24 protein-coding genes and 1 pseudogene are annotated in these 25,663 nt (G+C 68.1%); 8 read left to right on the forward strand and 17 right to left on the reverse strand.

All coding sequences use genetic code 11. From position 1 onward, the window contains the following. Window positions 1-126: 126 nt before the first annotated feature. Window positions 127-1,515 (reverse strand): right-handed parallel beta-helix repeat-containing protein, encoded by a 1,389-nt coding sequence (locus AB8P05_RS25855; protein ID WP_472761430.1) that lies wholly within the window; start codon window positions 1,513-1,515, stop codon window positions 127-129. Further along, window positions 1,512-3,275, reverse strand: coding sequence for a carbohydrate-binding domain-containing protein (locus tag AB8P05_RS25860; RefSeq protein ID WP_472761431.1), 1,764 nt, complete (start codon window positions 3,273-3,275; stop codon window positions 1,512-1,514). Before AB8P05_RS25860 ends, AB8P05_RS25855 begins: the two co-directional genes overlap by 4 nt. Window positions 3,276-3,696: 421 nt before the next feature. Between AB8P05_RS25860 and AB8P05_RS25865 the strand changes: the two genes are divergently transcribed. After that, window positions 3,697-4,863: an AI-2E family transporter gene (locus tag AB8P05_RS25865; RefSeq protein ID WP_472761432.1), complete on the forward strand. Its 1,167-nt coding sequence runs from the start codon at window positions 3,697-3,699 to the stop codon at window positions 4,861-4,863. 156 nt (window positions 4,864-5,019) lie between these two features. Here AB8P05_RS25865 and hppD read toward each other — a convergent pair whose 3' ends face one another. Beyond that, a complete protein-coding gene (gene hppD, locus AB8P05_RS25870) occupies window positions 5,020-6,093 on the reverse strand; it encodes a 4-hydroxyphenylpyruvate dioxygenase (protein WP_455175309.1) in 1,074 nt (357 codons plus the stop codon). Window positions 6,094-6,229: 136 nt separating this feature from the next. Between hppD and AB8P05_RS25875 the strand changes: the two genes are divergently transcribed. Beyond that, window positions 6,230-6,718 (forward strand): Lrp/AsnC family transcriptional regulator, encoded by a 489-nt coding sequence (locus AB8P05_RS25875; protein ID WP_455175310.1) that lies wholly within the window; start codon window positions 6,230-6,232, stop codon window positions 6,716-6,718. Window positions 6,719-6,738: 20 nt separating this feature from the next. Here the strand turns inward: AB8P05_RS25875 and AB8P05_RS25880 are convergent, their stop codons facing one another. Continuing rightward, window positions 6,739-7,623 carry a LysR substrate-binding domain-containing protein gene (locus AB8P05_RS25880; protein ID WP_455175311.1) on the reverse strand — a complete coding sequence of 295 codons (885 nt, stop codon included), beginning with the start codon at window positions 7,621-7,623 and terminating at the stop codon, window positions 6,739-6,741. Window positions 7,624-7,755: 132 nt separating this feature from the next. On the opposite strand from AB8P05_RS25880, the gene AB8P05_RS25885 reads away from it, so the two are divergent. Beyond that, window positions 7,756-8,184: a VOC family protein gene (locus AB8P05_RS25885; RefSeq protein ID WP_455175312.1), complete on the forward strand. Its 429-nt coding sequence runs from the start codon at window positions 7,756-7,758 to the stop codon at window positions 8,182-8,184. Window positions 8,185-8,272: 88 nt separating this feature from the next. Here the strand turns inward: AB8P05_RS25885 and AB8P05_RS25890 are convergent, their stop codons facing one another. Beyond that, window positions 8,273-8,962, reverse strand: a complete 690-nt coding sequence (locus tag AB8P05_RS25890; RefSeq protein WP_014189689.1) for a LuxR C-terminal-related transcriptional regulator — start codon at window positions 8,960-8,962, stop codon at window positions 8,273-8,275. A 546-nt stretch (window positions 8,963-9,508) separates the two neighbouring features. Here AB8P05_RS25890 and AB8P05_RS25895 point away from each other — a divergent pair. Further along, window positions 9,509-9,682: a hypothetical protein gene (locus AB8P05_RS25895; RefSeq protein WP_455175313.1), complete on the forward strand. Its 174-nt coding sequence runs from the start codon at window positions 9,509-9,511 to the stop codon at window positions 9,680-9,682. 101 nt (window positions 9,683-9,783) lie between these two features. On the opposite strand, the gene AB8P05_RS25900 is transcribed toward AB8P05_RS25895, so the two are convergent. The 4 genes and pseudogenes from AB8P05_RS25900 to hflK form a co-directional block, all read right to left on the reverse strand. Further along, entirely contained in the window at window positions 9,784-11,325 is a 1,542-nt protein-coding gene (locus AB8P05_RS25900; RefSeq protein WP_472761634.1) for a DegQ family serine endoprotease, read from the reverse strand. Between the two features lie 444 nt (window positions 11,326-11,769). Then, window positions 11,770-12,129: pseudogene (locus tag AB8P05_RS25905) on the reverse strand (SPFH domain-containing protein); the annotation flags it as partial. Continuing rightward, complete coding sequence (locus tag AB8P05_RS25910) at window positions 12,126-12,554, reverse strand: SPFH domain-containing protein (RefSeq protein ID WP_472761433.1); 429 nt, start codon at window positions 12,552-12,554, stop codon at window positions 12,126-12,128. The gene AB8P05_RS25910 and the pseudogene AB8P05_RS25905, both read right to left, overlap by 4 nt. 13 nt (window positions 12,555-12,567) lie before the next feature. Further along, entirely contained in the window at window positions 12,568-13,827 is a 1,260-nt protein-coding gene (hflK, locus tag AB8P05_RS25915; RefSeq protein ID WP_472761434.1) for an FtsH protease activity modulator HflK, read from the reverse strand. Window positions 13,828-14,002: 175 nt separating this feature from the next. Between hflK and apbC the strand changes: the two genes are divergently transcribed. Next, window positions 14,003-15,169 (forward strand): iron-sulfur cluster carrier protein ApbC, encoded by a 1,167-nt coding sequence (apbC, locus tag AB8P05_RS25920; protein WP_472761435.1) that lies wholly within the window; start codon window positions 14,003-14,005, stop codon window positions 15,167-15,169. Between the two features lie 206 nt (window positions 15,170-15,375). Here the strand turns inward: apbC and AB8P05_RS25925 are convergent, their stop codons facing one another. Together AB8P05_RS25925 and AB8P05_RS25930 are read right to left on the reverse strand one after the other, a co-directional pair. Then, a complete protein-coding gene (locus AB8P05_RS25925; RefSeq protein ID WP_472761436.1) occupies window positions 15,376-16,626 on the reverse strand; it encodes an Hsp70 family protein in 1,251 nt (416 codons plus the stop codon). A 131-nt stretch (window positions 16,627-16,757) separates the two neighbouring features. After that, window positions 16,758-17,762 carry an SDR family oxidoreductase gene (locus tag AB8P05_RS25930; RefSeq protein ID WP_472761437.1) on the reverse strand — a complete coding sequence of 335 codons (1,005 nt, stop codon included), beginning with the start codon at window positions 17,760-17,762 and terminating at the stop codon, window positions 16,758-16,760. A 149-nt stretch (window positions 17,763-17,911) separates the two neighbouring features. Between AB8P05_RS25930 and AB8P05_RS25935 the strand changes: the two genes are divergently transcribed. The 3 genes from AB8P05_RS25935 (at window position 17,912) to AB8P05_RS25945 (ending at window position 19,786) form a co-directional block, all read left to right on the forward strand. Further along, complete coding sequence (locus tag AB8P05_RS25935) at window positions 17,912-18,154, forward strand: sulfurtransferase TusA family protein (protein WP_472761438.1); 243 nt, start codon at window positions 17,912-17,914, stop codon at window positions 18,152-18,154. A 91-nt stretch (window positions 18,155-18,245) separates the two neighbouring features. Next, complete coding sequence (locus AB8P05_RS25940; protein WP_472761439.1) at window positions 18,246-19,427, forward strand: DUF2478 domain-containing protein; 1,182 nt, start codon at window positions 18,246-18,248, stop codon at window positions 19,425-19,427. A 32-nt stretch (window positions 19,428-19,459) separates the two neighbouring features. Continuing rightward, window positions 19,460-19,786 carry a DUF1244 domain-containing protein gene (locus tag AB8P05_RS25945; RefSeq protein WP_472761440.1) on the forward strand — a complete coding sequence of 109 codons (327 nt, stop codon included), beginning with the start codon at window positions 19,460-19,462 and terminating at the stop codon, window positions 19,784-19,786. 49 nt (window positions 19,787-19,835) lie between these two features. On the opposite strand, the gene AB8P05_RS25950 is transcribed toward AB8P05_RS25945, so the two are convergent. The 6 genes from AB8P05_RS25950 to AB8P05_RS25975 all read right to left on the reverse strand — a co-directional run bounded on the left by AB8P05_RS25950 (window position 19,836) and on the right by AB8P05_RS25975 (window position 25,642). Continuing rightward, window positions 19,836-20,984, reverse strand: a complete 1,149-nt coding sequence (locus AB8P05_RS25950) for a glycosyltransferase family 4 protein (protein ID WP_472761441.1) — start codon at window positions 20,982-20,984, stop codon at window positions 19,836-19,838. Window positions 20,985-20,986: 2 nt separating this feature from the next. After that, complete coding sequence (locus AB8P05_RS25955; protein WP_472761442.1) at window positions 20,987-21,595, reverse strand: glycosyltransferase family 4 protein; 609 nt, start codon at window positions 21,593-21,595, stop codon at window positions 20,987-20,989. After that, window positions 21,481-22,227, reverse strand: a complete 747-nt coding sequence (locus AB8P05_RS25960; RefSeq protein ID WP_472761443.1) for a hypothetical protein — start codon at window positions 22,225-22,227, stop codon at window positions 21,481-21,483. Before AB8P05_RS25960 ends, AB8P05_RS25955 begins: the two co-directional genes overlap by 115 nt. Next, window positions 22,224-23,504 (reverse strand): glycosyltransferase family 4 protein, encoded by a 1,281-nt coding sequence (locus AB8P05_RS25965; protein ID WP_472761444.1) that lies wholly within the window; start codon window positions 23,502-23,504, stop codon window positions 22,224-22,226. The genes AB8P05_RS25960 and AB8P05_RS25965 overlap by 4 nt, the downstream gene beginning before the upstream one ends. Window positions 23,505-23,510: 6 nt before the next feature. Next, window positions 23,511-24,476: a GDP-L-fucose synthase family protein gene (locus AB8P05_RS25970; RefSeq protein WP_472761445.1), complete on the reverse strand. Its 966-nt coding sequence runs from the start codon at window positions 24,474-24,476 to the stop codon at window positions 23,511-23,513. Window positions 24,477-24,646: 170 nt separating this feature from the next. Continuing rightward, window positions 24,647-25,642: an NAD-dependent epimerase/dehydratase family protein gene (locus AB8P05_RS25975; protein WP_472761446.1), complete on the reverse strand. Its 996-nt coding sequence runs from the start codon at window positions 25,640-25,642 to the stop codon at window positions 24,647-24,649. Window positions 25,643-25,663: the final 21 nt, after the last annotated feature.

Genomic DNA, 25,663 nt, shown 5'->3' on the forward strand with positions numbered 1-25,663 from the left:
TGCGCGGTTCCGCCGGAGCCAAGCCGCGGCGATTGCGGGTGCCGGAATCGCCGGTGGAAAACGGCAACGGCACCGGAGGGACGAGTCCCCCCGGTGCCGCTGCCGTTGACGCCGCTGGGCCTGCGATCAGACGCCGTCCCAGAACTGCTCCATTCCGGCCGCCGCCGTGCCGACGACGCCCATCTTCGACCAGGCGAGGTCGTGGATGCCCATCGCGAAGGCCGGCGAGGACGCCTGCAGCGAGTAGTCGCCCCAATAGGCATTGGTGAACATCGGCTTTGCGCTGACGTCGCGGTCGCCGTAGGTCGGCACGTTGTAGACCAGGTTCTGGTCGATGACGAAATCGTTGGCGCTCAGCAGTTCGGTATAGTCGTCCAGCGGCAGGGTCCCCATCACCACGTTCTTGGTGATCGTGTTGTTGTGCGGGTCGCCGGCCGTGCCGTGCACCGGCTGCCATTCGATGCGGATGAAGTCTTCCTTGTTGCTGGCGATGACCGAGAAGTTGTTGGTCACCACGTTGTTGTCGCCGCCATGGATCTGCACCGAGGCCCAGTCGGCGTCCTTGATGAAGTTGTCCCTGACGGTTACGCCGCCGGCCATGTCGTCCAGATAGATGCCGAAGCCCTTCTGGCCGTACATCCAGGTATCCTGGGCGCTGGTGGCGAGGCCGTTGGCATGCTCGATCCGGTTGCCCTGGATGATCAGGCCCGTGTTGGCGCTGGACCGGCCGAGGATCTCGATGGCCCCGCCGTCGGCGGTCTCGAGCCCGGTGTAGGAGATGTTGTTGTACTGGATGACGTTGTTGTGGTTGGCCGTGTTGGTGGTGCCGCCGTAATCCTTGAACGAGATGCCGTAGCGGGCGCTGTGGTCGATGTCGTTGTTGGAAATGACGTTGTTGTCGACGCCGGTTCCGAAGATGCCCGACACCGCCTTGCGCACTTCGCCGATGTTGCTGATGCTGTTGGCGTAGATGGTGTTGCCGTTGCTGCGGCCGTCCATCTCGATGCCGTTTTCCGCCAGATGGTTCAGCGTGTTGTGGGCGATCTGGTTGTTCGACGAGCCCGAGCTGAGCCGGATCGCCGTGCCGACGTTCAGGAAGCTGTTGTCGCTGATGTGGTTGCCGTCGGCATTGGTCAGCAGCAGGGCGTCGCCGCCGGTGGTGGTGTTCTTGAAGGTCAGCCCGTCGAGGGTGACGTCGCTGGCGCCGGTCAGCTTGATCAGCGTGCCGAGCCGCGGGACCTCCACGCCGGTCGACGCGAAGCCGGAGCTGGCGGCCTTGTAGAGCAGCTTGCCGTCCGACGCGCGCCACGCGAACTCGCCCGCCTGATCGACGTAGGCGGCGTTGTTCAGCAGCTTGTAGGTGGTGCCTTCCGCGAAGGGCAGGGAAGCGCCGTTCTTCAGCTTGATCGTGCGGGTGGCGGCGTTGAAGCTTTCGATGCTGGTCAGCGTGTCGCCCAGCCGCTCGGCGTCCATCACCTGGATCATCGTGCCCGGCTGGATGTCGGCCGCGGTCACTTCGGTGCCGTGGGAGCGGATGTACCAGCCGCTGGGCCCCCCGACGCCGCATCGGCGAACTTCCAGCCGCTGGTGACGTCGGCGGCGTCATAGGCGTATTTCTCGGCCAGATGCTGGCGCACGTCGCCGACGATCAGGTCCAGGTTGCTGGCGGTGGCGAGCTTGGCCGAATAGAGGCCGTTGCCCTCGCTGGTGAAGCCCTTCACCACCTCGCCGCCGCTCAGCACCGGCTTCTCGCCGGGATAGTTCTGGAAGCTGTGGCCGTTGTCGAGCGAGGTCAGCTCCAGCGTCTTGGTCAGGTGATAGGTGCCCTCGCGGACATAGGTGGTGTCGATGGTCGAGCTGGCCCGCATCGCGGCCTGCGCCTTTTCCAGCGAGGCGAAGGGGCCGTCGGTGCCGTCGGCGTTCGGGGCGGCCAGCTTGCCGGACCAGCTGTCCTTGCCGTTGGTGGCGACGTAGAAGGCCGGCTTGGTCGGCGGGGTGGGGACCGGGATCTGCGGAGCTGGCGTGTCGCTGAACATGTCGGCGCCGGCCTTGATGTTCAGGGCGCCGCCCCAGTACAGGCCCTCCTGTCCCTTGACCACGTCCTTGCCGTCGACCGCACCCTTGTCATAGGTGACGATGCTGTCGGTGACGGGGACGGTCTTGCCGTTGATGACCACCGACTTGACGAACAGGTTGCGGTCGACGCCGTTCACCGTGGCGTCGTTGTCGTACCAGACCTGGACCGTGTGGGCCTTGGTCGGGTCGATGTCGGCGGTGAACTTGTAGCCCGCGGTGGTGGAGGTGGCCTTGGCGTCGCCGATCACCTGCCCGTCGACCAGCAGCTTGAAATGCGCAGCCTGTCCGCCGGCCGAGGTGCCGTAGGCGTTGACGATGATGTCGACCGGCTTGGTCGGGGTCGGCGGCGGCGGCGGGACATAGGCGCCGCCGAAATACTCCTCCGGCACGCCGAAGGACAGGGCGCCGCCCCAGAACAGGCCTTCCTGGCCGGCGACCACGAACTTGCCGTCGACCGGACCCTTGTCGTAGGAGGCCATGTCGGAGGTGGCGGAAATGGTCTTGCCGTCGATGTTGATCGACTTGACGTACAGGTTGCGGTCGACGCCGTTCACCGTGGCGTCATTGTCGTACCAGACCTGGATCCTGTGGGCCTCGTTGGGGTCCACCTTGGCGGTGAAGGTGTAGTCGGTGGCCGAGGTCGCGTTGACCCAGGCGTCGCCCACCACCTCGCCGTCGACCAGCAGCTTGAAGTGCGGGGCCTGGCCGCCGGCGCTGATGCCGTAGGCCTTCACCTTGATGGTCGTGGTCATGGTGGCGTTTTCGTTGCCGGTGTCGACCGGGGCCGTCGAGAACAGCGTGGCGGGCAGCGCGACGTTCAGCGCGCCCGGCCAGTACATCTCGCTCTGCCCGGCGATGACGTTCAGCCCGTCGATCTTGCCGGTGTCGTATTTCACCGAGGGATCGATGGCGAGGATGGTCTTGCCGTTCACCTCGAACGACTTGACGAACAGGTTGCGGTCGACGCCGTTAACCGTGTCGTCGTTGTCGTAGATCAGCTGCAGGGCATGGGCCTTGTCGGCCGGCACGTTGGCGGTGAAGACGTAGCGCGACTGGGTGGCGGAGGCGACGGTGGCGTCGCCGATGACCTTGCCATCCACAAGCAGCTGGAAATGCGGCCATTTCCCGCCGGCCACGGTGCCCCAGGCATTGACCGCGAAGGTGACCTGGATCGTGCCGTCGGTGTTGGTGGTAGCCATTTTGGAACTCCGCTTTATGGGTATCGCCTTGTTCCGCAGGCTCGTCTGTTAGCCTTAATCGGGTACTAACACTTATGGTTAGGAAATTATGAATGAGGCGGTTTCCCGTGGCATCGATGAGACAAAAAACGGATATCTCTCCTTCGTCATGAATCAGCCAAAAACGAAACTTCCGCGCTCAGGGGAAACCCGAGGACGCTGCTCGGCAGATTTTTCACCGTTACCTTGAGCGTGGCTGTTTGTGTTTGCCGAAAGCATTGTAGATCAAGCTCGAAAGCCATTTTTTCGCACAGTGCGACAGTGCAAGGCGGTCGGTGCCCACGGGAAATGCTCTGCCGGACGGATGGAACCGAATGGGTCCGAACCGCGTCTAGAACGAGCGTCCCGGCGACGCGGAATGTGGCAGGCGGAGGCGGAGAGCGTGGACGGCGGACCGGACGGCAGGCAGTGGGAAGGCGGGCAGTGGGATGATGGGCAGGGGAAGGGCCGCGGACGCATCGACCGCGTCAACCTCGCCCTCTGGCTGCTCGGCATCCTGGCCGGGGTGGCGGTTCTGTGGGTGCTGCAGGCGGCGGCCTCCATCCTGATCCCGGTCATCTCGGCCTTCTTCGTCGCGGTCGCCGTCGCTCCGGTCAGCCGCTGGGTGCGCGAGAGGGTGCCGCGCCGCCTGTCCTGGCTGGGACTTGCCGCGTCGATGCTGCTGATCCTGGGCATCCTGGCCGCCTTCTTCGGCAGCATGGCGCTGGTGGCGCAGCGGGTGGCGGAGGATTTCCCGCAATATGCCGAGGCGCTCGGCAAGCTGTGGGCGAAGGTCGATGGCTGGATCCAGGGCGCCAAGGCCGATCTGGCGCCCGCAGTCGGGCAGGGCGGGGACCAGCAAGGCGGGCAGGGCGGCGAGGTGCCGGTGGACCCGATCACCGGTTTCGCCAAGGCGGCCCTGGCATCGGCCGGCCAGACGGCCTCCATTCTGGTGCTGACCGTCTTCCTCGCCCTGCTGATGCAGCTGGAAGCCCCGGTCTGGCGGGAGAAGATCGTCATGACGCTGGGCCGCGACCGCTGCCGCACGGCGGTGGAGGCGGTGGCCGCCATTGCCCAGCAGTTCCGCCGCTATCTGGTGGTCAGCAGCGTATTGGGGCTGATCACCGGCGCGCTCTATATCGGCTGGCTATCGCTGTTCGGGGTCGATCTGGTCCTGCTATGGGGCCTGCTAGCCTTCCTGCTGAATTATGTGCCGGTGGTGGGATCGGTGGTGGCCGGGGCGCTGCCGGTCCTGCTGGCCGTGGCGACCAAGGACGCCGGCACCGCGACGGCGGTCGCCGCCGGCCTGCTGGTGATCGAGCAGGTGATGGGCAATTTCGTCGCGCCGCACATGCAGGGCAAGCAACTGGCGATTTCGCCCCTGGTGGTGATGATCGCGCTTCTGCTGTGGAGCTGGCTGTGGGGAGCCGCCGGCGCGCTGCTGGCGGCGCCGATGGCCGTGCTGATCGCCATCACCCTGAACCATGCTGACGCGCTGCGTCCCTTCGCCATCTTTATGAGCGACAAGAGCGACCGCGAGCGCTTCGACGCCCACACGCACGCGGAGTGATCCCGGCCGGCAGGAAGGCGCCCATGGGGGCGCCGCCGCGGGGGCGCCAAAAAATGCATAACTATCGTTATGGAAATCTAAGATGAATGCATGGAAGCGCCGCCCAGCCTTGAGGCCGGGCGGCGTTCACAACGCACAGGCTGATTTCGTTCAAGCTCAGGCCGCGTTCTCGCTCAGCACGCCGCGGCGGATCTGGTCGAGTTCGATGGACTCGAACAGTGCCTTGAAGTTGCCTTCGCCGAAGCCCTCGTTGCCGATACGCTGGATGATCTCAAAGAAGATCGGGCCGATGACGTTCTGGGTGAAGATCTGCAGCAGCAGGCCCTGGCCCTCCGTCGGCGCGCCGTCGACCAGGATGCGGTTCGCCTGGAGACGCTTCAGATCCTGGTTGTGGCCGGGGACGCGGGCATCGACGCGCTCGTAATAGGTGTCGGGCGTGTCCTGGAACGGAGTGCCCAGGCCGCGCATCGTCTCCACCGTGTGGACGATGTCGTTGGTGCCCAGCGCCACATGCTGGATGCCTTCGCCCTTGTAGTCGCGCAGATATTCGACGATCTGCGACTTGTTGTCGGCGGATTCGTTGATCGGGATGCGGATCTTGCCGCAGGGGCTGGTCATCGCCTTCGACCGCAGGCCGGTCAGCTTGCCCTCGATGTCGAAATAGCGGATCTCGCGGAAGCCGAACAGGCGGGTGTAGAACTCCGCCCATTCCTCCATCCGGCCGGTGTGGACGTTGTGGGTCAGATGGTCGATGTAGGTCAGGCCGGCGCCCTTCGGATGCTGGTCCACCCCCGGCAGCGGCACGAAATCGACCTCATAGATGCTGCCGCGCTCGCCATAGCGGTCGACGAGGTAGATCAGCGAATCGCCGATGCCCTTGATGGCGGGGATGTTCAGCTCCATGGCGCCGACGCGGTTCTCGACGCCCCAGGCGCCGAGATCGACGGCGCGGCGGTAGGCGAAGGCGGCGTCGGCGACGCGGAAGGCTATGGCGCAGATCGACGGGCCGTGCTGGGCGGCGAAATTGCGCGGGAAGCCCGACGGTTCGGCATTGACGATGAAGTTCACGTCGCCCTGGCGGTAGAGCGTCACGTCCTTGGACCGGTGGCGGGCGATTGCCGAGAAGCCCAGCTGCTCGAACAGGCGACCCAGCGCCACGGTGTCGGGTGCGGTGAATTCGATGAACTCGAACCCATCGGTCTTCATCGGGTTTTCCCACATGTCGGCCATGGTCGCCTCTCCCTTGGTTCGTTATGCGGTCAGTATGCCGGACTGTTCGTGGAAATAGCTTTCAAAGTGGGGCGGGCACACCTATGATTTTGGCAGGATTTTTCATCAGACGCCGACTGACCGGAGAAATCAGCCGTTGCCCGCCGCCCTATCGGAAATCGACGTCAAAATCCTGATCGCCCTGCAGGAGGATTCACGCCTGACCGTGCAGGAACTGGCGGACCGGGTCGGCACCTCCCCCTCCTCCTGCTGGCGCCGCCTGCGCTCACTGGAGGAGACGGGGGTGATCCGCCGCTACACCGCGCTGGTCGATCCCAAGGCGGCGGCGGTGGGCGAGTGCGTGTTCGCCCATGTGACGCTGGACCACCATTCGGCCGAGACCGCCGCGGTCTTCATCGACGCGGTGCGCAAGCGGCCGGAGGTGCTGGAATGCTACGCGGTGTCGGGCGACGCAGATTATCTGCTGCGGGTCGCGGTGCGGGCCATCGCCGACTACAACCGCTTCCTGGAGGAGTTCGTCTTCCAACTGCCCTTCCAGGTCCGCATCCGCTCCAACTTCGCCCTGAAGGAGATCAAGTTCGAGACGGCTTTGCCGCTCGGCAGCCATCCGGGGAGCGGGGCGTAGTGCCGTCGCCGCTACGGCGGCTACTCCACCTCGGTCAGCAGCCATTCCTTGAAGCGGCGGACGCGGCGTGCGCGCTCGGCACCCGGCGCGTGGGCGATCAGGTAACGGCCGCGCGGGCGCAGCGTCTCGGGCATCGGCTGGACCAGCCGGCCCGACGCCACGTCGTCGTGCACCAGGAAGACCGGCAGCAGCGCCACCCCCATGCCGGCCGACGCGGCTTCGATGATCATGAAGAAATGCTCGAAGGCCAGCGACAGCGCCGCCTCCGGCAGGGTCAGGCCGAAGGCGGCGAGATAGACGCGCCAGGAATCGGGGCGGGTGGTGTGCTGCAGCAGCCGGTGCTGCGCCAGATCGGCGGGGTGGCGCAGCGGCGGTCCCTGTTCCAGCAGCGAGGGCGCGCAGAAGACGCCCATCGTTTCCGGCATCAGCGTCGCCGTCTCCGCCCCCGGCCAATCTTCCACCCCATAGCGGATGGCGACGTCGATCCGCTCCTTGGCGAAATCGACGCGGTGTTCGCCGATGCCGACCTCGACTTGGATGTCGGGATTCTCCGCCTGGAAGCGCTTCAGCCGCGGGATCAGCCAGCGTTGGGTCAGGGTGGGCAGCGCGCTGACCCGCAGCACCCCGCCGTCCTGGGCGCGGGCCGCCCGTGCCGCCGCCGCGATGCGGTCGAGCGCCGCCGACGCCTCACCATAGAAGGCGGCCCCGGTCGGCGTCAGTTCGATGCCCCGGCCGACGCGGCGGATCAGCTCCACACCCAAATCGGCCTGCAGGGTCTGCATCATGCGGCTGACGGCACCCTGGGTCACCGCCAGCTCGTCGGCCGCCTTGGTGAAGCTGAGATGGCGGGCCACTGCGACGAAGCTGCGGACGGCGTTGAGCGACGGCAGGACGCGGTCTGGCATGGGGCGAACCGACTCATGAGTTGAACTCATAAATCTCCGCCCGAGAACTCGTTTGTCAAGCCCGGAGGGATCGGGTCTGCTGGGCGCACCAACAGCCCACTGCCAACCGGTTCCGAAAGGCCACGCCCCCTCATGACGACGCTGACGCCCTTCCACATCGCTTTCCCGGTCGACGATCTGGCCGCCGCCCGCCATTTCTACGGCACCGTGCTCGGTTGCCCGGAGGGTCGCAGCAGCGACGAATGGATCGATTTCGACCTGTTCGGCCACCAGATCGTCGCGCACCTGAAGCCGCGCGACCCCGACGCCGCCCCGGCCCACCGCAACCCGGTGGACGGGCATGATGTGCCGGTCCCGCATTTCGGCGTGGTGCTGCAGCCCGCCGACTGGGATGCGCTGGCCGAGAAGCTGAAGGCCGCCGGGGTGAAGTTCGTGATCGAGCCCTACACCCGCTTCAAGGGGCAGGTGGGCGAGCAGTCCACCATGTTCTTCCTCGATCCCGCCGGCAACGCGCTGGAGTTCAAGGCGTTCGCCGACATGTCGCAGCTGTTCGCCAAGTAAGCGGCAAAAGCAAGCGACGGAAGAAAATGGGAAGAACCCTCCCCCGGGATGGCGGGGGAGGGTCAGGTGAGCGCAATGGACAGGCGGGTTACTGGTTCGCCGCAGCGGCGACCGCGCCGGCGCCGGCCAGCTCGCCGCCGATGCCGTTGTTCAGCGCCCAGATGGCGGCCTGGGTGCGGTTGGATGCGTTGATCTTGCGCAGCAGGCTCTTCAGGTGAACCTTCACGGTGGCTTCCGTGATGTTCAGGTGGTTGGCGATCATCTTGTTGCTGTCGCCGTTCAGCAGGCAGCGCAGGATCTGCACCTCGCGCTGCGACAGGCCCTTGCGCGACACCGGCATCTCGGTGCCGTTGCCGTTGACGCGGCCGGAGATCAGCAGAGCCGCCAGATGGGTCGGGAACACCTTCTCGCCCATCATCACCAGCTTCAGCGACTGGGCGAGCGCGTCGGACGACAGGTCCTTCATCAGATAGCCGTCGGCACCGGCCTCAAGCGCATTGGCGAGGCGGCGGGTGCAGAGGTCGCTGGTCAGGATGACCATGCGGGTGTCCGGCAGCAGGGCGCGCAGACGGCGCATCCCTTCCGCTTCCTCGTCGCCGCCATTCTGCAGGTCGAGAAGGAGCAGCTGCGGCTTCAGGCCGTTTTCGACCGACCCCAGCGCCTCGCGCAGGTTTCCCGCCTCGGCGAGGATCTGGAAGGGCGAATCGTCGAGCAGGCGCTTCAGCCCCTCGCGAAACAGCTTGTTCGAGTCGATGAGAAAAGCGCGCACTGTGTCCATTGTCCGCTCCCGCAATTTTGAACCGAGCATCGTCAGGTGATCGCCGACCCTCGGGTCGGTGGTGGCCGCTGCACGAAGGAAGATCCCGACGCATTGGCGACTGGCCGATTACCCCTCGACAGCTTCGGCAGGCCGTTATTTAGGGGAGGTTACCCCCGTGTCGCGTCCTACGGTACCACTCTCCGGAGTTAAAAGAAGAACGCATTGGGCATATGCGCAAAGCCTCCCCAAGATTTCCGGATCCAAAGATATCACAGCAGCGAACATTGACGCGCGCAAAGGCGTTAACTGTTTTGTTAACCACCACTTATTTGCGTATGCCTTCTCCTCATAAGCGAGCTATGCCGCATTTTTCTCACACGAAGTTGAAGCTTTCGTCGCTGCGGTGGTGATGCCAACAGATAACCCGAATGGAGACCCCCACCATTCGATATAGGGAGCGCTGCGGCCATGGTCGTACGGCTTGACCACGCCCGGCCCTGCATGCGCTTTTCCAGCCAGCCTCCTCGATCCTGGGGAGGGGTTCGGGATGGGGTTGGGACGGGAATGGCCTGGCAGATCATCGGCGCCGCGGTGGCGGGTTATCTGGTGCTGCTGGGACGCAGCGCCTGGAAGCAGGGGGAATTCCGCCAGTACCTGCGCAGCCTCGCCATCGTCGCCGCGCTCTGCGCCCTGCTGGCCGGCATCGTCGCGGTGGCGATGCTGCTGGACAGGACTTGAGCCGCGCGGAGCCCCTGCCCTCACCGGCGAACCCGCACAAGCACAAAGAAAAGGGCGCCGGCGGTCTCCCGCCGGCGCCCCTGTCCTTCGCCCGCAGCCGGTCAGCTGAGCGGGATCGCCACGAAGCGCAGGTCGCCCTTGCGGTCGACCAGGAGCAGGACGGACTTCTTGCTCTGCTCCTTGGCCTTCTGGACCTTGGCGGTGACGTCCTCCGGCTTGCGGACCTCTTCCTGGCCGACCTCCAGGATGACGTCGCCGGCGCGCAGGCCCTTCTCCGCGGCGGTGGAGTTGCCGGCCACCTCGGTGATGACCACGCCCTTCAGGTCGGGCTTGATCTCGAACTGCTGGCGCAGCTCCGGGGTGATGCCGGTCAGCTTCATGCCGAGCGATTCGGTCGGCTTCTGGGCCGGGGGCTTGTCCTTCGGCTGCTGCTTCTCGTCCGAATTGGCGGCGAGCAGGCCCTGCTCCTCCGCGGCTTCCAGCTCGCCGACCTTGACCTGGACGGTCTGGGCCTTGCCCTTGCGCCAGACCTCGACCGGGACGGCCCGGTCGATGGAGGTTTCGGCGACGACGCGCGGCAGGCGCCGCATCTCGTCGATCTCCTTGCCGTCGAACTTGGTCACCACGTCGCCGGCCTGGATGCCGGCCTTGGCGGCCGGGCCGTCCGGGGTGACGGAGGCGACCAGCGCGCCCTTGTGGCCGGGCAGGCCCAGGCTCTCGGCGATCTCCGGCGTCACCGCCTGGATGCGCACGCCCAGCCAGCCGCGGCGGGTCTTGCCGAATTCCTTCAGCTGCGCCACCACCTGCTTGGCCAGGTTGGACGGAATGGCGAAGCCGATGCCGACCGACCCGCCCGACGGCGAGAAGATGGCGGTGTTGATGCCGATGACCTCGCCGTTCAGGTTGAACATCGGGCCGCCGGAATTGCCGCGGTTGATCGAGGCGTCGGTCTGCAGGAAGTCGTCATAGGGACCGGCATCGATGTTGCGCTGGCGCGCCGAGATGATGCCGGCGGTGACCGAGCCGCCCAGGCCGAACGGGTTGCCGATCGCCAGCACCCAGTCGCCGACGCGCATGGCGTCGCTGTCGCCGAAGGGAACGGCGACCAGCGGGTGGCTGGTCTTGATCTTCAGGAGCGCCAGGTCGGTCTTGCTGTCCTTGCCGACCAGCTCCGCCTTGATGTTGGTGTCGTCCTGCAGGATGACGGTGATCTCGTCGGCGTCCTGAACGACGTGGTTGTTGGTGACCACATAGCCGTTCTTGGCGTCGATGATGAAGCCGGAGCCCAGCGAGGTCGCCTTGCGCTGCGGCTGGTCCTGCTGCTGCTGGCGGTCGAAGAAGTCCCGGAAGAAGTCTTCGAAGGGCGAGCCCGGCGGGAATTGCGGGATCTCCGGCCGCGGCCCCTGCGGACGCTGCGGCGCGCTCTGGCTGGTGGAGATGTTGACGACCGCCGGCAGCAGCTTTTCCGCCAGATCGGCGAAGCTGCCGGGCGCGTTGCGGTTGGGCGTCGCCGCCTGGGCCTGGGCCGGCGCGGCGGTGAAGGCGCCGATGACGGCGCCGCCGCCGATGACCGACGTCATGCCCCAGACGATGGCGGCAACCAGCGGCCGGACGCCCGCCTTACGCGGCCGGGCCCCGGCCACGGCGCCCCGCGCGGCGGGTTCGAATTTGGGTATGCGAATCAACGTGCTCTCCCTACCAGACGTCCGGCCGGTTCCATGGACGGGAGCGGCCGCCCAGTTCTGGGCCATATATGTGTTGGTCCAAGAGTATGGCCGCAAGATGGCGTGCCGGTCCAGTCGGCACCAGCGGAAATCACAGGCCCGCCGAATTCTTACCACGGCGCCCGCCCACTTTGTCCCGGCAAAGCAACGGCCGGATCGGGGAAAACCCCGATCCGGCCGCTTGCCGTTCGTATGCGGACCTTCGGCCTTACTGCGCCGGAGCGGCGGCAGGGGCCTGGGGAGCGGCCTGGGGAGCCGCCTGCGCGGCAGCCGGAGCGCCCCCGCCTGCGGGCCCGGGCCGCTGAAGTAGCGGAAGAACTCGCCGTTCGGCGACAGCACCATGGTGGTGTCGTTGCCGTTCAGCGACTTCCGGTAGGCCTCCAGCGAGCGGTAGAAGCCGTAGAAGCCGGCGTCCTGCGACGTCGCCTCGGCGATCAGCTTCAGCGCGCTGTTGTCGCCTTCGCCTCGCAGGATCTGCGCGTCGCGCTGGGCCTCGGCGATGATGACCGTGCGTTCGCGTTCGGCACGCGACTTGATCTGCTGCGACTGCTCCTGGCCCTGGGCGCGTGCCTCGGCCGCTTCGCGTTCGCGCTCGGAGCGCATGCGGGCGAAGATCGACTGGCTGGTTTCCTCCGGCAGGTCGGCGCGGCGGATGCGCACGTCGACGATCTCGATGCCGAAGCGCTTGGCCTCGTCGTTCACCTGTCCCTTGATGTCGGTCATGATCGGGCGCGCTCGTCCGACAGGACGGCCAGCACCGTGACGTTGCCGAGCACGCGGCGGAGCGCCGAGTTGACGATGGAGTTCAGGCGCGTTTCGGCCACCGCCTCGGTCCCGGCGGTCTGGAAGAAGCGCAGCGGGTCCTGGATGCGGTAGCGGGCGAAGGCGTCGACGTCCAGGCGCTTCTGGTCGGCCAGGATCACCTGCTCCACCGGCGGATCGAGGTCGAGCACGCGGCGGTCGAGCAGCCGGACCTCCTGGATGAAGGGGATCTTGGCCTGCAGGCCCGGCTCCTGGATCACGCGGCGCGGTTCGCCGAACTGCAGGATCAGCGCCTGCTGGGCCTCGTTGACGGTGAACAGGGACGACGAGGCGATGATGCCGAGGGCGACGATGCCGATACCGGCGATGGCGAGGGTGCGGTTCATGATGCGATCCTCCTCACTGGCCGGACATCAGCGGGTTCTGCGGCAGCGACGACAGCGGCTGGGGCTGCGTCTGCGTGCCGGGCCGCGGCCCGCCCTGGTTGCCGCCTGAACTGGCCGGCGGAGCCTGGCGCGGTGCCTGCTGCGGAGCCGGCGCGGCGTTCGGGGCCAGCTGGTTCAACGGCAGGTAGGGCACGACGTTCTGCGCCGATCCGTCCACGATGATCTTGTTCCTGCCGCGGAAGATCTCCTCCATCGTCTCAAGATACATGCGTCGGGCGGTGACGTCCTTGTTCAGTGCATAGGCCTCGTACACCTTGCGGAAACGCTCGGCATCGCCCTGTGCCAGGCTGACCACCTGCTCGCGATAGGCCGACGCCTCCTGCACCAGACGTTCCGCCTCGCCTCGGGCGCGCGGGATGATGTCGTTGCGGTAGGCTTCCGCCTCGTTGCGGGCGCGTTCGCGGTCGGCGCGGGCACGCTGCACGTCGTTGAAGGCGTCGATGACCGGCTGCGGCGGGTCGGCCTTCTGCAGCTGGATCTGGGTGATCTCGATGCCCGCCTGGTATTCGTCCAGCATGGTCTGCAGGAGCTGGCGGGTCGAGGTTTCGATCTGCTGGCGGGCCTCGGTCAGGGCGGGCTGCAGGTCGGTGCGGCCGATGACCTCGCGCATGGCGCTTTCGGCGGCCTTCTTCACCGTGGATTCCGGATCGCGGATCTTGAACAGGAAGTTGCCGGCGTCCTTGATGACCCAGAACACCGTGAAGTCGATGTCGACGATGTTCTCGTCGCCGGTCAGCATCAGCGATTCGTCCGGCACGTCGCGGTCGTTGCGCCCGCCGCCCACGGAGGAGCGGTAGCCGACCTCGATCCGGTTGACGCGCGTCACCTTCGGCAGCAGCACCGTCTCGATCGGCGACGGCAGGCGGTAGCGCAGGCCGGGCTGTTCGGTGCGCGTCCATTCGCCGAAGCGCAGGACCACGCCCTGCTCGTCTGCCTCGACGCGGTAGATGCCGCTGGCAAGCCAGATCAGCGCGAGCACGCCCACGACCAGGGCCACGCCCCGGCCGCTGCCGAAGCCGCCGGGCATGGCGCGGCGCAGGCGGTCCTGGCTGCGGCGCAGCAGATCCTCAAGGTCGGGAGGCTGCGGGCCGCCGCCACCGCCGCCATTTCCTCCGCCCTGGGGACGGCCCCACGGGTTGCCCGGGCCATTGTTGCCCGGCGGGGGACCCCAGGGACCGCCGCCGCCGCCCCCACCTTGATTGTTCCACGGCATCCGAGTGAGTCCCCCTTACTTTGTGATTCGTCCCATCATGTGGAAGCGCACCGGCATTGCCCCGCGCCTCCCTTTACCGATGTCATCCGTCGGTCCTATAGTCCCCCATACCCTTCGGCAAGGATTCCACCAACGGATATCCGCCAATATCGGGAAGATAGCGGAGTTTTCAACCATGGCGCAGATCAGCGAAGCTCAAGTCATGCAGGCGCTGAAGACCGTCGTCGACCCGGACCGGGGTGGCGATATCGTCAGCTTGGGCATGTTGTCGGGCCTCGTGGTGCGTGACGGCCATGTCGCCTTCTCCATCGAGGTTGACCCCAAACGCGGCGCCCAGGCGGAGCCGCTGCGCCACGCCGCCGAGAAGGCGGTGGACGCCCTGCCCGGCGTCCTGTCGGTCACCGCCGTGCTGACCGCCCACCGCGCAGCCCCCCAGGCGGCAGCGCAGCAGGGCGGGCATGGGCATTCCCACGGCCACTCCCACGGTCACTCCCATGGGCATTCGCATGGCGGGGCGCCGCAGGGCGACCCGCAGAAGCCGCTGGTCCCCGGCGTGAAGGCCATCGTCGCGGTGGCGTCGGGCAAGGGCGGCGTCGGCAAATCGACCACCTCGGCCAACCTCGCGCTGGCGCTGGCCGCCAACGGGCTGAAGGTCGGGCTGCTCGACGCCGACATCTACGGCCCGTCGATGCCGCGCATGATGGGCATCGCCGGCCGGCCCAACAGCCCCGACGGCAAGCGCCTGGAGCCGATGGAGAATTTCGGCGTCAAGGTGATGTCGATGGGCTTCCTGGTGGCCGAGGACACGCCGATGATCTGGCGCGGCCCGATGGTGATGAGCGCGCTGCAGCAGATGCTGCGCGACGTCAACTGGGGCACGCTCGACATCCTGGTGGTGGACATGCCGCCGGGCACCGGCGACGCCCAGCTGACCATGGCCCAGCAGGTGCCGCTGGCCGGCGCGGTGATCGTCTCCACCCCGCAGGACATCGCCCTGCTGGACGCCCGCAAGGGGCTGAACATGTTCCGCCGCGTCGATGTGCCGGTGTTGGGCATCATCGAGAACATGAGCTATTTCTGCTGCCCCAACTGCGGTCACCGCACCGACATCTTCAGCCACGGCGGCGCCCGCAAGGAGGCCGACGACCTGGGCATGGAGTTCCTGGGCGAGATCCCGCTGCACCTGTCGATCCGCGAGACCTCCGACCAGGGCCAGCCGATCGTGGTGTCGCAGCCGGAGTCGGAGCACGCCCAGTCCTACCGCCGCATCGCCACCCGCCTGTGGGAGAAGATCGGCGGCGGCTCCGCCGGCCGCGCGGCGCCGCGCATCGTGGTGCAGTGAGAGGAGTTAAGTGAGGCGGCGTTAGACCCCCACCCTAACCCTCCCCGCTCTCAGCGGACCCACGGTCCGCCTGCCGCGTCAGCACAAAGCGAAGCTTTGTGCGAGAGCTGGGCGGGGGAGGGGATAAGTGCTTGATCGGAAAAGCAGCGGCAGTCCCTCCCCGCCCAGCGGGGAGGTTAGGTGGGGGTCTAACTCCGCGCCGACTCTCACCCATACCGCCGCAGCGCCTCCACCGTCAGCCCCAGGCCGACGGAGCCGAAGATGTTGCCTTCCACCACCCGCGCGTCCGGCGCTTCGGCCAGGATCGCGGCGCGCACCTGCGGCAGCAGGGTGGAGCCGCCGGTCAGGAACACCGCGTCGATGCGGTCGGCGGTGACCCCCGCCTCAGCCAGACAGTCGCGGATGCGGCTTCCGATGCGTGCCGCCAGCGACCCGGTGGCGCGGTTCAGCGCCTCCCGGTCCACCGCCAGGGCCAGATCGCCGTCGCCCCAGTCCAGCGCCAGTTCCGCCGCCTCGCGGTCGGAGAGAGCGATCTTGGTGCGCTCCACCGCCATGGCCAACGCATGGCCCTGACGGTGCTCGACCACGCCGATCAGGCGTTCGATCTTCTCCGGCTCGGCGGAATCGCGCTGCAGGCGTTCCAGTTCGGCCATCGCCTTGGCGGTGTAAAGGAAGTTGATTTTCGACCAGGTCGCCAGATCGAAATAGATGCTCTTGGGCGCCAGCAGCCCGGCGCGCTTCATCGCGCTGCCCAGCCCGAGTTCCGGCATGGCGGTGGCGATGCTGAGGTCGCGGTCGAAATCGGTGCCGCCGACGCGGATGCCGTCGTTGGCCAGGATGTCGCCGGCCCGGTCGGCCTTGCCGCGCCGCTCCGGCCCGATGCGCACGACCGAGAAATCCGACGTGCCGCCGCCGATGTCGGCGATCAGCGCCAGTTCCTCCCCCGCCACCTGCTGTTCGTAGTCGAGCGCCGCGGCGATGGGTTCGAACTGGAAGGAGACGTTGCGGAAACCAGCGGCCCGCGCGATCTGCCCGAGCGTCTCCTCCGCCGCGGCGTCGCCGGCCGGGTCGCCGTCGACGAAATGGACCGGGCGACCGACCACCACGTCGCCCAGCTCGCCCCCCATTGCCTGCTCCGCCCGCGCCTTCACCAGATCGAGGAAGGTGCCGATCACCGCGCGGAAGCTGATACGTCCCTTGCGCAGCGCCGTGTCGGCGTCGATCAGGTCGGTACCGAGCATTGACTTGATGGAGCGCATCAACCGCCCTTCCACCCCCGACACATAGGCGTCGATGGCCTCCTGGCCGATGGTGGTCCGGTCATGCTCGAAATCGAAGAACACCGCCGTCGGCAGGGTGGTGCGCACGCCGTCCAGCGCCAGAAGCCGGAAGCCGCCGGCGTCCTGCACGCCCAGCGTCGTGTTCGAGGTGCCGAAATCGAGTCCGCACGCCGTCATGTCCCGCCTCCTGCCCGGATGACCGCTGCGGCCAGCCGCCGCACCGGAAAAGGGGCGAGCGTATAACGGCTCCCGGCCGCCGGATCAAGCACGCCGGATCAAGCACCGTGCCTGGACCACCGGATGCGGCGTCACCAGACGTGACGCATCCGGCCGGCGCCCAGCGGACGGCTGGCCAGCACCACCGGCAGCAGGAACAGCGTCAGGTTGGTCCAGGAGAAGGGGCGGCGCGGCGGCTTCGGCTCGATCCAGCCGCCGCTGGCGCCCTGGTATTCCGGCATGGCGGTCAGCACGCCGCCCGACGTGGCGGGGGCGGAGCGGTTCTGGAACATGTCGCGCTCGATGGTGTGGGCGAGCGCCCGCTCGGTCAACTGCGGGGCCATGGCGTTGCTGACGGCGGCGATGCGCCCCTCGGTGCCGACGAAGCGTTCGCGCTCGGGGTTGCGGGCCAGCGACAGGATGGCGGCGGCGACCTCCTCCGGCGGGTGGATCGGGTTCAGCGGCTTCACCGCCCGGCCGGTGTAGTTGGCGGCATGCTGCCACAGCGGCGTGTCGATGGAGGCCGGCATCACCATGCAGACATGGATGGCGGGTTCGTCCACCAGTTCCTGGCGCAGCGATTCGGTGAAGCCGCGCACCGCGAACTTCGCCGCGGTGTAGGGGGTGGCATAGCGCTGGCCGATGTTGGACACCATCGACGCGGTGTTGATGATGACGCCTTCGCCGCGGTCGAGGAAATGGGGCAGCACCGCGCGGCAGCCATGGACGGTGCCGAGGAAATCGGTGCGCACCACCTGCTCGAACACCTCGTCGGGGATGTCCTCGAACCGGCCGAAGGCGATGACGCCGGCATTGTTCACCCAGATGTCGATGCCGCCGAAGGCCTCGATGGCGCGGTCGGCAAGGTGCTGCATGGCGCGCTGGTCGGTGACGTCGGTCGGCACCACCATCGCCCGGCCGCCGGCCTCCACGCATTCCTCCGCCACCTCTTGCAGGGCCGCCATCCGCCGGGCGGCCAGGATCACCGCCGCACCCTGGCGCGCGAATTCCAGCGCGGTCGCCCGCCCGATGCCGCTGGACGCGCCCGTGATGACCACCACCTTGTCGCCCATCCTGTCATCCGGCTGCTTCGCCATGGCCGCGTTCCTTTCGTCGAAATCCCGTCGTTGGGCCGTACAACAGCGCGGCTTGAGGAAAATCTCGGGGTCTGGAGAAGCGGGCGCGAACCCGCTACAGTCACAGGCGGAGTAAGGATTTCGTCCTCAACGATCGTGGAGCGGGCCCGGTGCCGGCGAGAGAGCTTGACGTGAAGGGGCTGCATTGCCCGTTGCCCATCCTGCGCACCCGGGCTCTGCTGGACCGCATGGATCCGGGGGAGGAACTGGTGGTCTTCGCGACCGACCCGGCCTCCGTCATCGATTTCAAGCATTTCTGCAACACGACCGACAACGCGCTGCTGTCGCACGAGACCCAGCCGGACGAGGTCCACCAGACCGTTTTCGTCTACCGCATCCGTCGGGGCGGCTGAGGCGCCCGCCCTCGCCCTCCCCGCCGTCCCGCGAAAGGTTCCGCCCGATGCCGCTTCCCCCGCCTCCCCGCCGCCCCTGCGTCCCGGCGCCGTGATCCACGGCCCCGGTTCGTACGGGGTCGACGCGCTGCTGGACGGTTTCACGGCGGAGCTGAAGCGGCGCGGCTTCCGCGTCGGCGGGCTGGTCCAGCGCAACCACGGGCCGGGCGACGACTGCGCGGAGCGGATGGAGCTGGTCGATGTCGCGACCGGCCGCGCCTATGACATCACCCAGCGGCTGGGGCGGGAATCGCAATCCTGCCGCGTCGATCCCACCGGCGTGGCGGAGGCGAGCCAGGCCATCCGCAACGCCGTCACCTCGAACGTCGACCTGCTGGTGGTCAACAAGTTCGCCGGGCTGGAATCGCACGGCGACGGCCTGTCGGACGAGATGCTGACGGCGATTGCGGAGGGCATCCCGGTGCTGACCAGCGTCGGCAGCCGTTATCTCAACGAATGGCAGGCCGCCACCGGCGGCTTCTGCGACCTGCTGTCGCCGACTGCCGACGCCCTGTGGCGCTGGTGGGGGCCGCAACGGATGTATCCGGATCTGGTTCAGGGCGTCGCCGAGGCCGAGGTCCGCCGCGTCGTCACCGGCGACAAGTGGGTCCTGGTCGAAACCGCGGAGGGGCTGGGCGTCGCCGCCCGGCAGGCGCCCGCGGCGGCGGACGACCCCGGGCGCTGGGCCGGCCGGTCCTTGCGCGATCTGGCGGCCATGGCCGCGCGGTCCTGGGATCCCCTGGAGATTTCGGTAGGTGTTGCGGCACTGAACGCCCACTATAACCGTCCCGACGTGGAGGGGGTCGCCGGCAACGGGCTGGACCTGTTCGCTTCGGTGGAGGGGCGCGTCGTGGTGGTCGGCGGCTTCCCGCAGGTCGCCCGGCGCATGCCGCGCGCCCAGGTCATCGACATGACCCCGCAGGAGGGCGAGCATCCGGAGGCCGCCTGCGACTGGCTGCTGCCGGGTGCGGAGGCGGTGGCCGTCACCGCGTCGGCCTTCGCCAACCGCACCCTGCCCCGCCTGCTGCGGGTGTCGGCCGGGGCGCGGGTGGCGATGATCGGCCCCGGCACGCCGCTGACCCCGCGCCTGTTCGATTACGGGCTCGATGCGCTGGCCGGCTTCGTCGCCGTGGATCGCGAAGCGGTGGTGCGCACCATCGCCGGCGGCGGCGGCTCGCGCGATTTTCATCCCCATGGCCGGATGGTCACGCTGCACCGGCCACCCCACTCTTAACAGAACAAGAAAACCGGAGGAGTAGAGACCCCATGGCCGATCTGGATCACCAGACCCGCATCGAACTGGAAGCCGCCGCCTTCCGCGGCCTGGTCGAGCATCTGCGCAAGCGCACCGACGTGCAGAACATCGACCTGATGAACCTCGCCGGCTTCTGCCGCAACTGCCTGTCCAAATGGTATGCGGCCGCCGCCAAGGAATGCGGCGTCGCGCTGTCCGACGAGGACGCCCGCATCGCCGTCTACGGCATGCCCTATTCCGAATGGAAGCAGAAGCACCAGAAGGAAGCCACCCCCGAACAGCAGCAGACGTTCGAGGACACCAAGCCGCTGCATGCGGAGATCAGCGGGCATCGCTGAGCTATTGCGGTAAGGCGCTGCGGCGGGGGCGGGGCGGCGGAAGCCTCCCCTACCCTGCCACCCGGCGCTTGGCCGGCACCGCTGCGGCGGCGGTCGCGGGGTGCGGACCGACGATGCGGTCGAGCAGCAGATCCAGCCCGGTGCGGCTCGTCTCATAGGCGACACGCGCGCGGGTCAGCGTCTGGGCGGATGCGGCGGCGAGCGCCTCGCGGTCGTCGGCCCAGGCCGCCAGGATCGGCACGGCCGCCTTCACGAAATCGGCATTCTGCGGCACCAGCCCGTCCGCCGGGATGTCGGAGCCGATGCAGCCGCGTTCATAGGCCAGCACCGGCACGCCGGCCGCCATCGCCTCGAACAGGACCAGCGGCTGCGCCTCGTTGCGGTAGCGGGTGGGGAAGACGAAGACGTCGATGTCGCGGTAGAAGGCCTCCTTGGCCTCGCCATGGACCGGACCGTGATACTCGACCGCCCCGTCGAAAGCCATCAGCCCGGCGGCGATCATCGCATTGTCCTTCGGCTTCAGCCCCGGACCGGCCAGCACCAGCTTTGCGTCCACCCCTTCCAGCTGCAGGGCGCGCAGCAGGGCGAACAGCGTGTCCAGCCCCTTCTCCGTGCACAGGTTCGACAGGTGGCCGATGCGCAGGGGGCCGTCGCGCCGCGGGCGCGGGGCGGCGTCGGGGGCGGAGAAGATGGCGTTCGACATGGTCATGCAGCTGCGCGCCGCCGGATAGATCGACTGGAAGCGCATCTGCATCGCCGGGCACAGCAGCACATGGGTGCAGTCCGCCCCGGCGACGCGGGTCAGCAGCCGCATCCGCCAGGTCGGTTTGCTGATGGTGGCGAAGGAATGGTGGTGCAGCACCCGCTCATAGCCGAACAGCCGCGCCGTCCCGGCGAGTGCCGCGGTGTAGAGCGCCCCCCAGCCGGAATCGACCGGCATGTAGAATCGCCGGTCGGCCTTGCCCACCCCGGCGGCCAGCCGGCCCATCGTCCCGAACACCCGCGCCATCTTGCGCAGGTGGTAGGCGGCGCCGCCGCCGTTCCACCCCGGCGACAGGTCGGCGACCTCAACCCGGCCGCGCCCCCGCATGCGGTCCTTGAGACGGTCGAGGACCAGGGCGGTCACCCGGCTCATCCCGTCCACCGGCGGCGGCAGCCGTCCCGAGACGATCACATGGGTGCGCGCGTTCCGTTCCATCGTCAACTCCCGGTCAGGGCCGCTCCGGCGGACCGGCCATGCTGGCCACCCTCCGGGTCGGCGGAATAGTCGGACGCATACTCCGTGTCCGCGCTGCGCTCCGCCTTCGGGCCGCCCAGCGCCACCACGGCCTTCTCCACCGACTGGGCGAAGAAGCTGGCATCGGCCAATGCCTGGAAGGGCCGCCCGTTCAGGCTCAGGCGGCGCCACTCCGTTTCGTCTCCCGCGACCGACAGCATGTAGCGCGCCAGCCCCTCGGGGTTGTCGGGCTCCACGATGTGGCCGTTCAGCCCGCTGCGGATCAGCACGTCGCGGGCGCCGCACTGGTCGGACAGGATGGTCGGAACCCCCATGGCCAACGCCTCGTTCACCACCAGGCCGAACTGCTCCTCCAAGGACGGCAGCAGCAGGCACAGCGTGGACCCCAGCGTTTCGGCAATCCCCTTTTCCTGCAGGAAGCCGCGGAAGATGATCGATCCGTCCAGCCCGCGCCGCGTCACCTCGGCCCGCAGATCCGCCTCCAGCGGACCGGACCCGCAGAGGTGGAGCGGCCGGGCGGCCGGACCGGCCAGCCGCCGGTAAATGTCGTAGGCTTCGACCGCCCGGAACAAGTTCTTCTTCGGGACGAAGCGCGCGATGATGGTGAAGTGGCGGTCGGCGAAAGGTACTCCCCCGGGGCCGGCTCCATCCCGGACAGGCGCCGGATGCGGTCCAGCGACAGGGTGTCGTACCCGATATAGAGGCGGTCCTTGGGCAGCCCCAGCAGACGGAAGTAATCCACCGTGCGGTGGCTGCCGCCGATCCCCGCCTGATAGGGGGAGTAGAAGACGCTCTTGACCATCTCCCGCCACAGGATGCGCGGCTTGTCGTCGTACTTGGACGCGTTCATGTTGATGACCTTGCGTCCCATCATCCGCATGGTCAGGGCGAGCGCGAAGACGTCCGGATCCTCGTAATGGCACAGGAAGACGAAGCGCGCGTCGGCGCGCCGGCATTCGCGCAGCAGGGCGCGGTAGACCGCGGCCTTCGACAGGTCGGCCTTCGACTGGCCGGGGAACAGGGTGATCTTGCGGAAATTCTGACCCGTTCCGGTCGAATCCCAGGCGTAGGTGTGCGATTTCGACCCGACCTCCAGCCCGATCACGTCGTAGACATGACCCAGGCGGCGTCCGACCGCTTCCAGCCGGTCCATGTGGTAGGGGCCGAACATCTCCCAACTGAAGACCAGTGCGGGCTTCTTCATGCTGCCTCTCCCAACAGAAGGCGGGCGTATCGGTCGAGCGCCACGGCGCGGGTGGCATTGCCCTCCACCCAGGCGCGGCCGCGGCGGCCCATCGCGGTGGCGCGGGCGGGATCGGACAGCAGGGCCGCCACCGCCTCCGCCATCGCGCGCGGCTCCTCCGGCGGGGTGCACAGGAAGGCGCCGACCTGCGCCTCCAGCGTGGCGAGCGCCGACCCCGGCAGGCAGGTGCTGACGAAGGGCCGGCCGGCGGCGAGGATGGTCACCGCCTTGCCGGGCATGGCGAAGGCCGCCCCCTCGGGCCGCTGGGGCACGAGATGGACGTCGCCCTCCGCCATCGCCTCGTTCAGCTGGTCCTTGGGCGCCAGCGGCTGGAAGATCACGTTGCCGAGCCCCATGGCGCGGGCGCGCGACTTCAGTTCGTCCTCCAGCCCGCCCTGCCCGCGCAGCTTGACCCGAGCCTGCGGCATCAGCTCCGCCAGGTGGCCCGCCATGTCCAGCACCTGCTCCAGCCCCTGCTTGCGGGCGAAGGCGCCGCTGTAGAGTGCCGTCGGCGGCTGGTCGGGGCGCGGCAGCGGATGGACGGCGTCGGCATCGACATGGGGCGGGATCACATGGATCGGCTTGGTGACGCCCAGCTCCTCCAGCACGCCGCGCATCGGCTCCGACAGGACGACGATGGCGTCGGCACGGTTCAGCGCGGTGCGCTCCATGGCGCGGATCGCCTTGACCGCCGCCTTGCCGCCCATGCCGAGCGCGCCGGCAAGGCCGGACTGGATGTCGTGGACGATGGCGACATGGCGGCCGCCCGGCGTGGTGAAGCGGTCGGCGACGGCCACCGACAGGATCGACGGGCAGAGCGACAGCACCGCGTCGTGCCGCCCGACCCGGCCGCGGGCGAGTGCGGCGGCGAAGCCGGCATGCAGCACGCCCTCGTGGATCAGGCGGGCCTTCATGCCGCCGCCGGCCGGCGGGATGGTCAGCAGGCGCTCGATCAGCACCCCGTCCACCGTCTTGCTGTCCTGCGACCCGTCGGCGTAGCCGTCATAGACCTTGTTGCCGGGATAGTTGGGCCGCGCGGTCAGCACGGTCGTTTCGGCCCCGGCCGCCGCGAAGGCGGTGGCGAGGTCGGTCATCATCGGCGCGCTGCCGGCCGGCTCCGGCCAATAGCTCTGCGCCACCAGCAGCAGCTCTTCCGGCACGGGCACATCCGACAGGGAAAGCGAGCTGGACGGCCGGTCGGTGACCGGCTCCCGCAGATGGATGGAATCGTCCGGCATCGGGCTTTACTCCGCAGCCTGCTTCGGGGCTTGGCGACGGTCCGGAGCCGCATTCTCCAGGAACCAGTCGTAGGTGCGGCGCAGCCCCTCCTCCAGCGACACCTTGGGGCGCCAGCCGGTGGCGAACAGGCGCGACACGTCCATCAGCTTGCGCGGATGGCCGTCGGGCTTGCTCAGATCGTGGGTCAGCGTGCCGGTGTAGCCGACGGTGTCGCGGATCAGTGCGGCGAGGTCGGCGATGGCGATGTCGTCGCCGGGGCCGACATTGATGATCTCCTCGCTGTCGTAATGGTCCATCAGATGCAGGCAGGCGTCCGCCATGTCGTCGACATAGAGGAACTCGCGCCGCGGCGTGCCGGTGCCCCACAGCGTCACCGTCGCGTCGCCCGCCATCTTGGCGTCGTGGAACCTGCGGATCATGCCCGGCAGGGCGTGCGAGGTCTCCGGATCGAAATGGTCGCCGGGGCCGTAGAGGTTGGACGGCATGGCGCAGATGGCGTTGAAGCCGTACTGGCGCCGGTAGGCCTGGCACATGGTGATGCCGGCGATCTTGGCGACGGCATAGGGCTTGTTGCTCGGTTCCATCGGGCCGGACAGCAGCGCCTCCTCCTTGATCGGCTGCTCGGCATGCTTCGGGTAGAGGCAGGAGGAGCCGAGGAACAGCAGCTTCTTCACGCCGGCGCGCCATGCGGCGTCGATGACGTTGGACTGGATCAGCAGGTTGTCGCGGATGAAGTCGCCGCCGAAGCGGTCGTTGGCGAGGATGCCGCCCACCTTCGCCGCGGCCAGGATCACATGCTCGATCCCCTCGCGGTCGAAGAAGGCGCGCACCGCCGCCTGGTCGGTCAGGTCGAGCTGCGACCGGTCGCGGATCACGAGGTCGGTGTGTCCGGCCTCCGTCAGCTGCCGTAGAATGGCGGATCCGACGAGTCCCCGGTGGCCGGCGACGAAGATACGGCTGTTGCGGTCCATGCGGGCCGTCTCCTTAAGATCTTGTGCGAGCACTTGCCGCCGATTGCCCCCACCCCGACCCTCCCCGCTGGGCGGGGAGGGAGTAAGTGCTTGTTCGGCGGAGCGGCGGCAGTCCCCTCCCCGCCCAGCGGGGGAGGGTTAGGGTGGGGGTCTACCCCCCAATCGACGCCCTACTCCGCCGCCTGCCCCATGCGCCCCAACTCCGCCCGCGCACGCTCGGCGTACCACTGCACCACGCCCGGCAGGCCGGCGGAGAGCGGGATGCGCGGGGTGAAGCCCAGCGCGGTCAGCTTGGCGATGTCCGGGCTGCGGCGGTCGGTGCCGCCGGGGGCCGCCGGGCCGGGCATCACCTGGGCTTCGCGGCCGAGGCAGGACACCGTCTGGCGGGCGAGGTCGGCGATGGTGACCTCCTCCGGGTTGCCGACATGGTAGATGCCGAGATGCTCGCCCTTCTCGACCACCGTCACGATGCCGTCGATGGCGTCGTCGATGTGGACGAAGGCGCGGGTCTGGCGGCCGTCGCCCTGGATCTGGAAGGGAACCGGCCCGCTGGGGTGGGAGGCGATGGCCTCCACCGCGCGGCGAGAGAATTCCGGCACCACATGCTCCCAGCCCATGTCGGGGCCGTAGACGTTGTGCGGACGGAAGATCGCCACGCGGTCGAAGCCGCTGCGGCCCCAGTTGACCGCCAGCAGCTCCGAGATCAGCTTGGAGCCGCCGTAGCTGTAGCGGGCGTTCAGCACGTCCGGCACCACCAGCGGCACGTCCTCCGGCGTCGGCACCACCGGCGGGGTCTGGTAGGCTTCCGACGAGGAGGCGACGACGAGGTCGCCCACCCCGTCGGCGCGGCAGGCGTCCAGCACGTTCAGCATGCCGCGCACGCCGACGTCCAACACCACCTCCGGCTTCTCGTAGAAATGCTTGGTGCCGTTGACGGCGGCCAGATGCAGCACGCCGTCGACACCCCGAACCGCCCCGCGCACGGCGGCCGGGTCGCGGATGTCGCCCTGGACGAACTCGACGTCGTCCAGCACGCCGGCCAGCCGCCCGGTATGCCCGCGCGAGTTGTCGTCCAGCACGCGGACGCGGTGGCCGTCGCGGACCAGCCGCTGGACCAGGGCGGCGCCGATGAAGCCGCTGCCGCCGGTGACGAGATAATGTTTCATGTCGGTTCGATTCCTCTTCCG

Source organism: Azospirillum sp. VT-I1, from assembly GCF_055698305.1.

Bases quoted from the DNA above. Each gene is read 5' to 3' on its own strand.
- AB8P05_RS25860 (WP_472761431.1), bottom strand. From the start codon at position 3,275: ATGGCTACCACCAACACCGACGGCACGATCCAGGTCACCTTCGCGGTC.
- hppD (WP_455175309.1), bottom strand. From the start codon at position 6,093: ATGGCCGACATGTGGGAAAACCCGATGAAGACCGATGGGTTCGAGTTC.
- AB8P05_RS25880 (WP_455175311.1), bottom strand. From the start codon at position 7,623: ATGCCAGACCGCGTCCTGCCGTCGCTCAACGCCGTCCGCAGCTTCGTC.
- AB8P05_RS25885 (WP_455175312.1), top strand. From the start codon at position 7,756: ATGACGACGCTGACGCCCTTCCACATCGCTTTCCCGGTCGACGATCTG.
- AB8P05_RS25890 (WP_014189689.1), bottom strand. From the start codon at position 8,962: ATGGACACAGTGCGCGCTTTTCTCATCGACTCGAACAAGCTGTTTCGC.
- AB8P05_RS25895 (WP_455175313.1), top strand. From the start codon at position 9,509: ATGGCCTGGCAGATCATCGGCGCCGCGGTGGCGGGTTATCTGGTGCTG.
- AB8P05_RS25910 (WP_472761433.1), bottom strand. From the start codon at position 12,554: ATGAACCGCACCCTCGCCATCGCCGGTATCGGCATCGTCGCCCTCGGC.
- hflK (WP_472761434.1), bottom strand. From the start codon at position 13,827: ATGCCGTGGAACAATCAAGGTGGGGGCGGCGGCGGCGGTCCCTGGGGT.
- apbC (WP_472761435.1), top strand. From the start codon at position 14,003: ATGGCGCAGATCAGCGAAGCTCAAGTCATGCAGGCGCTGAAGACCGTC.
- AB8P05_RS25925 (WP_472761436.1), bottom strand. From the start codon at position 16,626: ATGACGGCGTGCGGACTCGATTTCGGCACCTCGAACACGACGCTGGGC.
- AB8P05_RS25930 (WP_472761437.1), bottom strand. From the start codon at position 17,762: ATGGCGAAGCAGCCGGATGACAGGATGGGCGACAAGGTGGTGGTCATC.
- AB8P05_RS25945 (WP_472761440.1), top strand. From the start codon at position 19,460: ATGGCCGATCTGGATCACCAGACCCGCATCGAACTGGAAGCCGCCGCC.
- AB8P05_RS25950 (WP_472761441.1), bottom strand. From the start codon at position 20,984: ATGGAACGGAACGCGCGCACCCATGTGATCGTCTCGGGACGGCTGCCG.
- AB8P05_RS25960 (WP_472761443.1), bottom strand. From the start codon at position 22,227: ATGAAGAAGCCCGCACTGGTCTTCAGTTGGGAGATGTTCGGCCCCTAC.
- AB8P05_RS25965 (WP_472761444.1), bottom strand. From the start codon at position 23,504: ATGCCGGACGATTCCATCCATCTGCGGGAGCCGGTCACCGACCGGCCG.
- AB8P05_RS25970 (WP_472761445.1), bottom strand. From the start codon at position 24,476: ATGGACCGCAACAGCCGTATCTTCGTCGCCGGCCACCGGGGACTCGTC.
- AB8P05_RS25975 (WP_472761446.1), bottom strand. From the start codon at position 25,642: ATGAAACATTATCTCGTCACCGGCGGCAGCGGCTTCATCGGCGCCGCC.